The sequence below is a fragment of the Psychrobacter cryohalolentis K5 genome (assembly GCF_000013905.1).
In the GTDB taxonomy this organism is placed as follows: domain Bacteria; phylum Pseudomonadota; class Gammaproteobacteria; order Pseudomonadales; family Moraxellaceae; genus Psychrobacter; species Psychrobacter cryohalolentis.
The window spans coordinates 2,798,788-2,811,723 of record NC_007969.1 but is presented as its reverse complement, the minus strand read 5'-3'; the positions used below and the strand labels follow the sequence as shown (position 1 = coordinate 2,811,723).

Genomic DNA, 12,936 nt, shown 5'->3' with positions numbered 1-12,936 from the left:
AAACTACCTATTTTCTTATCATCTGAGTACAAAAAGACATCGCCCTATGACTATCTCTATCGCTTCATTGCACAGCACCGAATTCGCCGTTGGTCAACGCTATTTATCTGATACGGAGTCCGAGCTGGGCTTAGGTGTGGTCATCGATGTAGACGACCGATGTGTGCACATTTTATTTCCGCAAAGTGAAGAGACGCGCGTTTATGCAAAAAACTCTGCGCCGTTATCTCGTGTGGTGTTTAAAGTCGGCGATAGTATCTCTGATCAGGCAGGTAAGAGCTATACAGTAAATGCTGTTGAAGAAGTGATGGGCGTGCTCAAGTACAGTGTAAATGAGCATGAAAAAGCCATTATGGAAACCCGTTTGGCTGCTAATATTACTTTGGCGAAACCACTTGAGCGTTTGCTAGCAGGTCGTATTGAGCGCAGTGATTGGTACGATTTGCGTCAAGATATTTTGCGTATGCAATCAGCGCTTGCAGGTCACCCGCTTAAAGGCTTGATGGGCGCGCGCGTCGATATCATTGAGCATCAGCTCTATATCGCTCATGAAGTTGGCAAACGTATCGCACCGCGTGTGTTGCTGGCTGATGAAGTTGGTTTGGGTAAAACTATTGAGGCAGGTTTGATTATTCATCAGCAGCTACTGACTGGTAAAGCTGAGCGTGTATTGATTCTTGTACCAGACAGTCTGCAATACCAGTGGATGATTGAGCTGCGCCGCCGCTTTAATCTCAACTTTGCGCTGTTTGATTTGGTGCGTACCGCAGCGATTAAAGAGCATGACCCTGAGCAAAATGTCTTTATGACTGAGCAATGTGTCATCGCTGGTATGGACTTACTTCTTGATCATCCTGACTTGTATGATCAGGCGATGGAAGCAGGGTTTGATTTATTGGTCGTCGATGAAGCGCATCACCTGCATTGGGATGAAGCTCAAGGCGGCAATGATAAGTACGACCTCATTGCAGATTTTGCTGAAGAGACGGCAGGAGTCATGCTATTGACGGCGACACCTGAGCAGCTTGGGGCGCAAAGTCACTTTGCCCGTTTGCGTCTATTAGACCCAGATCGCTTTGATGACTTAGATGAGTTTATCGATGGTCAAGATGCTTTTGCAGAAACGGCAGCCGTCGCCAGCCTATTAATAGAAGATAAACCTTTAAGTGATGGTCAAATTGCCGCACTGAGCAGTTTACTGACGATTAGTATCGATGAATTAGCAACGATTAACGAAGACGAAAAACTCCGTACTTATGCCCTAAACGAATTGCTAGATCGCCATGGTACGGGACGTATTTTATTCCGTAATACTCGTGAGAGTGTAAAAGGTTTTTATGGTCGTAGTAGCCAGCCTTATCCACTGCCATTACCTGAAGCATGGGTCGACAGCTATCAAACCAATGGTAAATTGCGTGAACAGCTATGGGGCGAAGAAAATCAACCTGATGGTGGCTGGTTGGAAGACGACCCACGTGTGCCTTGGCTGATTGATATCTTAAAGGGTGAGCTTAAGCACAAAAAAGTACTGTTAATTGCCCGTAGTGGTGCGACCGTTGAGAGCTTGGAAGCGGTATTGCGTCTACATGCGGGTATTAAGACTGCTATCTTTACCGAGCAGATGACCTTGCTTGAGCGTGACCAAGCCGCGGCGTTCTTTGCTGATGGTGAAGGCGCGCAGATATTATTATGCTCAGAGATTGGGTCGGAAGGTCGTAATTTTCAGTTTGCAAGCCAGCTGATATTATGGGATTTGCCCGCCAATCCAGATACCTTGGAGCAGCGTATCGGTCGCCTAGATCGTATCGGGCAGACGCAGCAAATTATGCTACATGTACCTTATGTCCAAGGTACCGCGCAAGAGCGTCTATATCAGTGGTATAACAATGCGCTAAATATGTTTAATCAGATTTCACCAACAGCGCAGAGCGTACAAGAGCAGTATATCCAAGAGCTAAAACCGATGCTTGAGGGTGCCGATAACGACGTCAATCGTGCAATATTAGCAGATATTATCGCAGAAGCAGCACAGACACGACAGGGACTTGAAACACAATTGCAAGCTGGTCGTGATCGTCTATTAGAATACAACTCATGCCGTCCGCGCGTTGCTGGACGTATCGCTGATGCCATGCGCGATTTTGATGGGCACAATCTATTACCGCAGTTTATCGAGCGCTTTTTTGCCTCAGCCAATATCGAGCACAATATCCAACGCGATGGCTCGTGGGTGATTTCACCGATTGACAGCACTGAGATTAGTGATTATATCGATGGTTTGCCACTCGGTGATGAAGATGGTATGACGTTGACTTTTGAGCGTGAGCAAGCGCTGCAACGTGAGGATATTGCTTTTATTACTCATGAACATCCATTGATGCAGGCGATTTATGAGCTAGCAAGTACCAGCACCTTTGGTAATACCACGGTTGCAATGCTAAAAAGCGCTGCGGTACCACAGGGCATGGTAATGTTGGAAGTGAATTTCCGTGTAGAAGCCATTGCGCCAAAACTGCTTAACTTGCCTGCTACCTTGAGCACGCAAAATATCCGCGTCTTTATCAGTGAGCAGGGCAGCGATTTGTCAGCGCGTATCAGTGCCGATATGATCATGCCGCACATTGAGCGTCTGGATAAAAACCGTGCCCGCCAAGTGATTAAAGTACGCGGCGATGTCATCGAGCAGCGTTACTATGAAGCGGAAGATATTGCTCGTCAGCAGTTGACTGAGATTGGTGAACAAGCAAGTGCCCGCTTTAGCCAGCAGTGGTCGCGTGAGATCAAACGTCTTAAGCATCTACAAACCATCAATCCAAACGTGCGTCCAGCAGAGATTGAGCGTTTAGAGCAGCTAAAATTGCAAGGCGAGCAAGCATTGGCGGGCTTGTCATTGGTGCCAGATTCTATCCGTGTATTGGTGGCAGTAAAACCATAAATTTAATACAATAGTAAAAACGAGGTGTATTTAAGCATCTCGTTTTTATTTATGACTTTTTATCATGAGTTTTCGATAATCCATTTATTGCTCATCTACAGATTTATCTTGTATATTACTGCTATTGATTTCATATTATTTAAATTAAAACGCCATATCGGCTCAAGCCATATCGTCTTGATATTCTTTGGCGCTTATATCTAGATGCTTGGCGTTATTGATAAAAATAAGGAAAGTAATCGTCATGTCTGATTATTCACAACTAATAGATGAGCTATTGGCTACCGTCGCGCTCATCGAAGTCAGCCCTGATGTATTTGAAGGTAAAAGCCATGACTATGTCGGTGCCCGTATCTTTGGTGGGCAAGTTCTCGCACAAGCGATCATGGCAGCAGCGCATACGCTTGATGAAGACAAGCCTTGTCACTCATTGCATGGGTATTTTTTGCGCGGCGGTGATATTAACCAGCCGGTGATTTATCAAGTGCGCCGCTTACGTGATGGGCGTAGTTTGTCCGCGCGCGAAGTAACGGCAATTCAGTATAAGCAAGTACGTGGTAAGCCGCCGGTTGAGCAAGTGATATTTTCAATGATTGCCTCTTTTTCACCGATGGAAGAGGGCTTAGAGTATCAAGAAGATATGCCTGTTTATCCACCGCCTGAAGACTTACTTGCGGAGCAGGATCTAAAAGAAGACTATGTTGGTAAAGTTCCAGAGGCATTAAAATCTCGTTTTATGCGCCGTCGTCATATCGAGATTAAACCGGTGAAACCGCGTGACCCGATCCATCCGGAACCAATGAAGCCCAAACAAGCGAACTGGCTACGTATCCGTGAATTGGGTAATCAGCCGATTGCTATCCAGCAAGCATTATTGGCGTTTTCCTCTGATTTTTATTTGGTCGGCACGGGGCTGATGTCACATGGTATCAGCTTTATGACCAGCGGCTTGCAAGCTGCTAGTATCGACCATTCGATGCATTTTCATCGTCACTTTGACCTAAATGATTGGCTGCTATATGACATGTGGAGTGATACGACATCCAATGCGATGGGGCTCAATCATGGTCAGTTTTGGCAAGATGGTAAGCTGGTGGCGACCGTACAGCAAGAAGGCTTGATGCGTTTGCGAGTGCCGAAGTCTTAAGTTTTTATATTGCTATAAATAGAAAAAGCGACTTAGAATTATTCTGAGTCGCTTTTTTATGGCGTATACAATCGTTATTTTAAGCGGATTTTTTAATGATTATATATGTAATCCTATTCTAAAATTTTCACCATCGCTCTTGGTAAGCCTAGCGTTGCCTGTGCATCATCAGTATTCAACCAATTAATATTAATTTCAGCTGCTTGCAATGCCTTGGTTATCTCAGTCACCTGTTTATCGTTTAAAGTTACCGATTGCGGGGTTAAATACCAATGAAAATGGGTCAATGAATGTTTAATCGGTGCGTCATCAAGCAGTGTGTTGCTAACTGATTTTGCGCTCAATTTATTCTTATCCAACCACTCATTAATAATTTGCTCAGCAGTAGTAAATTCTGTCTCGTATATTTTTTCATTACTAGCTACTTCTAAAAGCTGATTATCATTCGCTGCAATTGGTCCCTTATTTTTATTCTTGTCAGCATCCTTCACGGCAACTTTTCCACTAATTTTTTCTATAAATGCTAGCGGCAAACTCCACAGTCCGCCCCAAATGCCATTGTCAGGGCGCTGTAGCCAAAGTATTTCGCCATTTTCGTTTTCAATAAGCAGTGCATTACTAAATTTACTCGGTTTAGGCTGTTTCTTAGCCTTCACTGGATATTCCGTTTCACGACCTTGCGCATGCGCTAAGCAATCATCTTGTAGTGGACATAGTAGACAAGCAGGCTTGCTACGCGTGCATAAAGTTGCACCCATATCCATCATTGCTTGCGCAAACAATCCTGATTGTTCTCTAGGCGTTAGACGCTCTGCCAATGCCCATAAATCTTTAGTCGTCGCGGACTTAGTGATATCGCCATCAATTGCTGCCCAGCGTGTCAGTACCCGTTTAACATTACCATCGCAAATGACGCCATAACGATGCAAGCCCATTGACATAATCGCCCCAGCGGTCGAAGGACCAACACCTGATATCGCTTCCCAACCTGCCAAGGTTTGCGGAAAGTCGCCAGTCTCGTCAATCACAGCGACCAATTGCTTCGCACCTTTATGCAAATTACGTGCACGCGCATAGTAACCTAGCCCCGCCCAATGCTCCGCGATGGTGTCCCATTCTGCTGCTGCTAAATCTTGCACGGTCGGAAAGGAGTCCATAAAACGGGCAAAGTAGGGCAGCACGGTGGTCACTTGCGTCTGTTGTAGCATGACTTCTGATAGCCAAACAATATAAGGATTTGGCGTATCGGTCTGGTGCTGTTGCCAAGGCAGGTCATGGCGACCATTATCGGCGAACCAAGCGAGGAGGCGCGGGGCGAATGCGTCTAAAGAAGTTAATGAGTGAGAAAATTGAGTATGCAAGAGTATTCCTTGTAAATTTAACAGGGATGTATAAAATTTGGGATTAAGGTTATTTATGGGGTGTAATACGATTGATACAAGACAACAGTAGGTGAGCTTAGTTGTGAGCACCATTGGATAAAATGGCAATTAACTGTATTGTTTGCCAAGTGAGATTGTGAGGATTTTCAGATAAGTTAAAGGTGAATTATAAAGATAAAACAGGTGCGCTAGGCGCACCCTACGAGCTATGTTAATTAGTGTCTACTTCCGATTCTTCCGCGTTTTAAGGCGACGTAAGCGTTTCTCTTCTTCTTTAGCGATTCTTTTTTCTTCTGCTGCAATGCGTTGTTCAGCGACGACGACTTCTTCAGCCTCAGTCATAGCAGGCGTCTCCAAAGTGATACGCCCAATCTTACCACTACGCAGCTCATTAACTAGGATTTCAGACATCCGGTAGGTATCGACTTTATTACCCGCGCGCACGCAGCCGCGATTGCGACCCGCTATTTCAAAAAACTCCCAATCGGTCTTAGGCAGTTCTTCAATTTTATAGCGGGTTTTTAGCAGCTCAGGATAGGCGGTTAATAAATACTCAGCGGTATAACCAGCAACATCCGCAAAATCAAACGCCGTATCACGAATGCCGCCTGTTGCAGCCAAGCGATAGCCAGAGTTTTCGTTTTCGACTTTTGGCCACAGCATACCGGGCGTGTCATAAAGCATAATATCGTCATCAAGTTTAATCAATTGCTGAGACTTGGTAACTGCCGGCTCATCACCTGTTCTAGCCACGGCGCGCCCAGCCAAAGTGTTGATCAAAGTCGATTTACCGACGTTTGGAATACCCATAATCATGGCTTTGATTTGGCGACCGGTACCGACTTTATTAGGGACGAGTTGTTTACAGATAGCAATGATACGTTTGACATCATTGGCTTTATCGGTATCACAAGCAATGGCTTTAACACCATTTTGCTGCTCAAGATAGTCCATCCACGCTTGGGTCAGCTCAGGATCAGCAAGATCAGCTTTATTTAAGATTTTGATGACCGGTTTTTCACCGCGTAATGCAGCGACCATCGGGTTTTCGCTGCTATAAGGAATACGCGCATCAATCACTTCGATAACCACATCCATCTGCGGCATAATTTCTTTGATTTCATTGCGGGCTTTGTTCATATGCCCAGGGAACCACTGAATACTTACTCTCTTATCCATCTGCTTTCATAACCTTTTATAAAAAATGCTCAAAGTAAGACGATCGTCATTTACTTTTCATGGTGTTCAGTTTACTACATAAGCCACGTACGGATGCTAAAAAGTAATAATGCTAACAGTGCTTACGCTATAATTTCAATTTGCTCTAATAAGAAACTATGATTCGACCTGTTCTGCTGTTCCATCACGCGCTGGTGGCAACGGTGCCAAATAACCAATCAATAAAATCAAGCTACCCGCACCAAGGAAAGAAATCACTCGCCAAATCGCTTCGGTCTGTGACAAATCAACTAAGACCAATTTTAAGACCACAATACCCAATAAACCAATGCCCATAAACCAAAGCGCGCGCTGGAGGTAACGACTGGCGATAATGGTGGCGACCAATGCCAGTAGCGTCCATAAAATCGTCAGACCCGTTTGCACTTGCTCACTATCCCATGCGCCGCCAGTATGGTAATCATATAATTCCGCTATCCACAGCGGTGTATTAATAAAAGCGTGCAGCGTTCTGACCAGCATACTAGAGAGTATCCAAAAGCTAATCAGCGCTAGTACGATCAACAACGTGTCACTCTTACGAATGGCGCTAAATAGATTTTGCGAGTGCGCGCCACGTTGACGCAATAAATAAACGCCCAATCCGTAAAACAACACCAGCCACAACGTTACATCATACAAGTTAAGCAGGGGCAAATAGGGCAGTCCCCAGATCACGCCATCATAGGTGAAATTGGTAAAAATGACCCAGCACAATGTTAATGGCACAAATATTTTGGCGCAACCTAATAGTGCACGTTGCCGGTCAAACCAATACATAGGGGGCGGTGAAGATGAATTTTTCGTCAGATTATTATTTTGCTGACGGTACGTCAACCAGAGCCCAGCTAGCATAAGCGCAACCGGCACAAGGATGGTCATCACGCCTTTTGAATCGGGCAATTCATAATGTACAGCCTCAGCCAAAATTATAATGCCAGTACCAAGCCAGCTTGCACTATCGTGACCTTTTAATTTTGCACCGTTATTGTTGTCGTTATTAGCATTGTTATGCCACGTCTTTAGCCATAATTGACCAAGAATCAGCCAGCCAATGAACAACGTTGTAAATATCGGCCAATAAAAGGCTGTCCATTGATAGTCAAATTCATATTGTTGTGGCAGTTGTAAGATCAGCATCGCATAAAATAACAGCAGCATACTATGGCTAAATTGTCTGATTTCTCGCCATGAACGATATTGATTGATAAAATGATAAATAATCATGCTAACGACACTTGCTAAGGCAATAAGCGTCGATGTTGCCAATTGCCAGTTGGCAAGCCATTGGTCAAAATCGAGGACTAACACATACAGCAGCCAACCCACCGCAGTGAGCGTTAACAGCCGTATCAAAGAAGGACGTTGCCAAATGATTTTAAACGCGATACTTTGGTTGTTGATACTTTCAAACCATTGCTGAGTTGCTGTCTCGCTAATGCCTAACGCTTTGCCGTATTCGGACAGCGTATTATTGGCGTTAAGCTGATTTTCATAATCGTGGACAGATGGCATTGAGCCTTGCGTCGCTGTCATAGGCGATGAAATAGGTAATGAAATAGGTAATGAAATAGGTAATGAAATAGGCGAATTGCTGGCACGTAAGATAAAGACGCTGGCAATTGCACTGATGGCAGAAATGGTTAATGCGAGCGTTGGATAGTAATCAAGGGTAATGACAAAGGTATTTGATAACATACCAATGCTAATTAGCTGCAATACTAAACCCAATAATACTGACCATGCACGAAGAGAACGCCTGCCAAACCATACCAATGCTAATCCTTGAACCGACCAGCCGAAGGCAATCCATTCTGCATTTAATGCCAGCGGAATCACTAATGCTAAAAAGCCAAAGCCTAATGCCAGCATCCCTTCCATAATCAATGCATAACGCTGACTGCGCTGAATAAACGTCCAACCAAGCCCCAAATAAATTACGGCTAAAACTGCGCTAGTGAGGGTTAAAGCGTGATTGATATCGTACAGTAACGCTGAAAATAAACCAAATGCCATTAGCGGTACAGAGAACAGTAGCCCAATATCAATAGGAAACACATAGCTGGCATGCTGACTCTTAATATCAGCAGTCTGGTCGGTATCAGTAGCCATAACGGTAGTGGCGTCACTATTGTCATAAGAAATAGTATCATTGTAAGCAATGATTTGCTGTGCATAGCGAATGACGACGAATAGATACAGCAGTACATGTAGCGCGACGAGTAATACCAACGTCCAACGCTGATTATCAATAATTACCGCTAAATTTTCAGTCAATCCCCAGTAGTATGCCAAACCAAATGTGACGCTCGCGCCAAATAAATTGAGCACCTTCCATGGGCGATAATGGGCAATAATGGCAATGGTAATATTTAATAACAAGTAATAGCTAAAGAGTATCGTTAAGCTGCCAGTATCTTGACTGGTCAAAATCGGTGCAAAAAATCCACCGGATAATGCTAATAATGCCAAAGGAAAAGCGTTTTGGCGTACCGCTAAAGCGACCGTGACTGCTGATAATATGCCAAGCGCTATAAAGCTTGGCAGACTACCAATCACCTGATAGACCCTATAGGCAAAAAATGTGGTCAAATAAGCAATGGCTAAGCCAGTACCTTGCAAGCTAATACCATACGCAAAGCGTTTTGCCGCTAGCTTTAAGCCTAATCCTGCCAGCCCTAATCCTAGGATAATAATGACTGTTAGCTTGACGCTAATAGGCACTTGGATTAAGTCACTTAGTAAGCGCAGCAGTAGAACCACGCCGATCAGTAAAACCAATACTCCAACACGCACTACTAGGTTGCCACCCAAAAACCAGTTTTGAATCGAATGAAGAAGTGAGGTAACAATAGGAAATGAGCGCTCGTCAGGTTCTATCGGCGCATTAGCGGCTTTATCGATCAAAAGCTGGCTATTGGAAACTGATGATTGTTTTGCAGATGTTGATACAAAGTTATTTGATAGAGGATTAGAGGATAAAGCACTAAGTGGTAATGGGGGCGGCATTGATTTTTCTGTTGATGACAATGCATCATCCCCAGATAATTCGATGTCAAAGATACTTTTTACAGCAGTATCTTCTATAGTAGTGGTACTATTCTTTTGCTGCTCAAGCTCGCTCTTTAGCTGCGCCATGTCTTGACGCAGTTGTGCCAATTGCTGATGCAGCCTAATATAAAGGGCAATCATAATTACTATTAAAGTAATTACAACCAGCCAACCTAAAGAACCCATCAAAAAATATAGCATCATTCCCACTCAATCTGTCCGTCCATTGAGTGATAATGACGCTATTTGATTGTAAGCACAAGAGTGACGCGCCCAACACGCCACAAATGAGCTTATTCAACGAAATTGAAAGGGCTTAAATAAGCTTATTGAATGTCAAAGTAGTATAAAAAGCTATTATGCCAAATTGTCTTTCATAAACTCCAGCATATTGTCCCAGCTCTGTTTGGCCGCCGTTTCGTTATAACCAAGATCAACATCATTTTTAGCAGCGCGCTCATCCGCATTTGGATTGGTAAAGCCATGCTTAGCACCATCATAAACATCAATAGTGTAATCAACGTTCGCCGCATCTAGCTCTGACTTAAGACCTTCTATCGCATCCATAGATACCATAGAGTCATCACGACCATGAGCAACCAATACTTTAGCAGTGAACTGCTCATTGGCAGGCTGCTTCGGTGATGGGTTGCCGTGGAAAGTAGCGACTGCTTTTAAGGGCATACCTTCGCGCGCCATATCAAGGACGATTTTGCCACCAAAGCAATAGCCAATTGCACCTAACTTATCGCTATCAACGGCTAGTTGATCACTAAAGTCATTGAGAATCAAACGGCAGCGCGCCATCAGCATATCTTGATCGGCTAATACTTGCTCCATCCACAGATTTGCTTGTGCAGCATCAGAAGTCAGTTTACCTTCACCGTATACGTCCATAGCGACCGCGGCGTAGCCTGCTTTTGCTAAGCGTTCAGTGACATTCTTTGGATGCTCGACTACGCCCCACCATTCGGGCGCGACCAAAATGCCAGCGACAGGATTATCATCTGTCGCATTTTCTGGTAATGCGACATAGCTAATCAATTGAATACCATTTTCAGTGGTACTGATTAATTCAAACGTCTTAATTGACATAGTATTGTCCTTTTTTAGGTAATGAAATTTACGTTATAAGTATCAGATATCTGTATTTTTTGAGTGATCTATTTGCTGACCTTTACTACCATAACGCCCAACTTAGTCAAAAACAGCTATAATACTGTAACGCTCTTTGTCAAAATGATACGGCAGTTTTATGACCCTAAATTTGTTAAATAACGATAAATCCCACTTAAGAGCTGCTACGGACACGCCTTTATTATTTGAAGGTGGCTCGACTGAATCACTGCGCCCGCAGTTTTGGTCACGCTATACGCTAGCAAAATTAAACCCTAGCGAATGGGAAGCCTTATGTGATGGCTGCGGTAGCTGTTGCTTGATTAAATATATTGATGAGGACGAGCAGGGTAATGTTGATGAAGATTTGGTTGAATATACCGATGTAACTTGCCAGCTAATGGACTGTGCGACCGGCTATTGCACGCATTATTCGACACGCCAAGAGCATGTGCCAGATTGCATTCAGCTGACGATTGATAATCTGCCAAATATGATGTGGCTACCGTCGCACTGTGCCTATAAACGCTTATATAAAGGGCAAAGCTTGCCAAATTGGCATTTATTATTGACCCAAAATGCAGTGGCAACCAAGCAACAAATGCGCGCTGCCAATGTCGGCGTAGCAGGGCGCTGCGTGACTGAGATCGGTATGGATGATGAAGAGATGGAAACGCGCGTGGTAAATTGGGTAAAGCCTTAACAATCTCTAACTCTTGGTTGTCAAAACATTTAATAGAAGCGATATCAATGTGAAGCTTGAGCGGCAGATTTAGCATTTGCTTCGGCAATATTTTGCGAATCAGCCAATGGCGGAATAGGAATGCTTTGTCGAATTTGCCGTGAAAATTCGCTGCCATGAATATCGTTGCTATTCTGAAATCCTTTAACCTTTGGATTGATATGGGTGCGCTCATACCAGGTATCCATCGACCAAGGTTGTCCTCTATTTTCGGGATTGGCGTCTAACATACCGGCATCATAAAGATAATTGGGCAACCAACCAGAGACCCAAATCCTGTAGTCCCATGGCAGACGATCATCACTGACCAGACGCGCCATATAAAAGATAATATTGGTACAGTTGCTGGTTAAAGTGTTGTACCAAGCAGGCTTGGCATTGAGCTCATCAGCGGCTGTCAAATATGACTCAAACAATGCTTTGACTTCATGCTGCTGTAGATGGCTAATGGGAAATAGACTTGCTCGCCGCGCGCGTTAGTACGTGTGTATATAATATCGCGCTCTTCAGCGGCAATCAGGCTCAATTCAAAACGTCTAAAAAATCCTGCCAATGCCGAAAACGATTCGCCATTCTCTTTACGAATCTCAAATGAAAAGGCAAGCGGGCGCTCATCTTCAAACCGAAAGCTCACCAAAGTATGAGCAATCAGTGGTCCCATCCAATACGAATTACTCACATCGATACCCGATAGTTTAGACATATCAATCGTGCGCGTCTCCCAGCGCTCTGTCGCTTCTGTGTCGGTATGCCAATCAAAATTTCGTACATTGGTGAGTGTAATCAGATCAGGATTGCTAGGATCGCGCCTATAAGTGACTCTTTCAGAGACTTCTGGCATCCAGTCACGTGATTGCTCTGCTTCAATAGAGAAAAACCAGCCAAGACCGATTAGCCAAAATGCCGTATAAGTGGCTATAAGGCTTTTAACAACAGTCTTTGCAGAAATACGTTTACTATTCACTTTCCTTATGCCAGTGAGCCTGTTTATCAGTGTCTCAGCCATGCTTGTCCGCAAGTGAATAGCAAGTAGTGCTGCCAGTAGTCCAATGACAGTAATGGTTGTGAACCACGCGATAACTGATTGACCACCGAATTGATACCAAATCGCTAGCAATAGCCAAACCGCTGACAGTAACAGCGTTAGCGCAATAAAAAATTGCAGCAAATAATATCGCCACTTGGGTTTGGTCGGCTTAGTTTTTAGTGGCTTACGATTCGATGGTTTATTCAATGTGCTATTTGCCTTTTCATTATTTAACTGATGATTGCCTAAGCCATTGTCTGAACGATGACCAGTTGAGTGCGACGAAAATAGGCGAGAAAAAAAGGCACGTAGCGACAT

The 12,936-nt window shown here is 44.1% G+C and carries 9 protein-coding genes; 3 read left to right on the top strand and 6 right to left on the bottom strand.

Annotation, left to right across the window (positions count from 1 at the left end; translation table 11 throughout):
- The first annotated feature begins 46 nt into the window (after window positions 1–46).
- Window positions 47–2,935, top strand: a complete 2,889-nt coding sequence (gene rapA, locus PCRYO_RS11695; protein WP_192941323.1) for an RNA polymerase-associated protein RapA — start codon at window positions 47–49, stop codon at window positions 2,933–2,935.
- Between the two features lie 244 nt (window positions 2,936–3,179).
- A complete protein-coding gene (locus tag PCRYO_RS11690) occupies window positions 3,180–4,082 on the top strand; it encodes an acyl-CoA thioesterase (protein ID WP_011514594.1) in 903 nt (300 codons plus the stop codon).
- A 113-nt stretch (window positions 4,083–4,195) separates the two neighbouring features.
- On the opposite strand, the gene mutY is transcribed toward PCRYO_RS11690, so the two are convergent.
- From mutY to PCRYO_RS11670, 4 genes are all read right to left on the bottom strand, one after another.
- Window positions 4,196–5,443, bottom strand: coding sequence for an A/G-specific adenine glycosylase (gene mutY / locus PCRYO_RS11685; protein ID WP_041753271.1), 1,248 nt, complete (start codon window positions 5,441–5,443; stop codon window positions 4,196–4,198).
- 243 nt (window positions 5,444–5,686) lie between these two features.
- Window positions 5,687–6,643, bottom strand: coding sequence for a ribosome biogenesis GTPase YlqF (gene ylqF / locus PCRYO_RS11680; RefSeq protein ID WP_011514592.1), 957 nt, complete (start codon window positions 6,641–6,643; stop codon window positions 5,687–5,689).
- 156 nt (window positions 6,644–6,799) lie between these two features.
- Complete coding sequence (locus PCRYO_RS11675) at window positions 6,800–9,937, bottom strand: DUF2339 domain-containing protein (RefSeq protein ID WP_011514591.1); 3,138 nt, start codon at window positions 9,935–9,937, stop codon at window positions 6,800–6,802.
- Between the two features lie 153 nt (window positions 9,938–10,090).
- Window positions 10,091–10,828 (bottom strand): dienelactone hydrolase family protein, encoded by a 738-nt coding sequence (locus PCRYO_RS11670; RefSeq protein ID WP_011514590.1) that lies wholly within the window; start codon window positions 10,826–10,828, stop codon window positions 10,091–10,093.
- Between the two features lie 160 nt (window positions 10,829–10,988).
- Here PCRYO_RS11670 and PCRYO_RS11665 point away from each other — a divergent pair, with 160 nt between their 5' ends.
- Window positions 10,989–11,552, top strand: coding sequence for a YcgN family cysteine cluster protein (locus PCRYO_RS11665; protein ID WP_011514589.1), 564 nt, complete (start codon window positions 10,989–10,991; stop codon window positions 11,550–11,552).
- A gap of 44 nt (window positions 11,553–11,596) precedes the next feature.
- On the opposite strand, the gene PCRYO_RS13440 is transcribed toward PCRYO_RS11665, so the two are convergent.
- Both PCRYO_RS13440 and PCRYO_RS13435 read right to left on the bottom strand, forming a co-directional pair.
- Window positions 11,597–11,992 carry a DUF4105 domain-containing protein gene (locus PCRYO_RS13440; RefSeq protein WP_011514588.1) on the bottom strand — a complete coding sequence of 132 codons (396 nt, stop codon included), beginning with the start codon at window positions 11,990–11,992 and terminating at the stop codon, window positions 11,597–11,599.
- A complete protein-coding gene (locus tag PCRYO_RS13435) occupies window positions 11,989–12,936 on the bottom strand; it encodes a DUF4105 domain-containing protein (RefSeq protein WP_264623029.1) in 948 nt (315 codons plus the stop codon). Before PCRYO_RS13435 ends, PCRYO_RS13440 begins: the two co-directional genes overlap by 4 nt.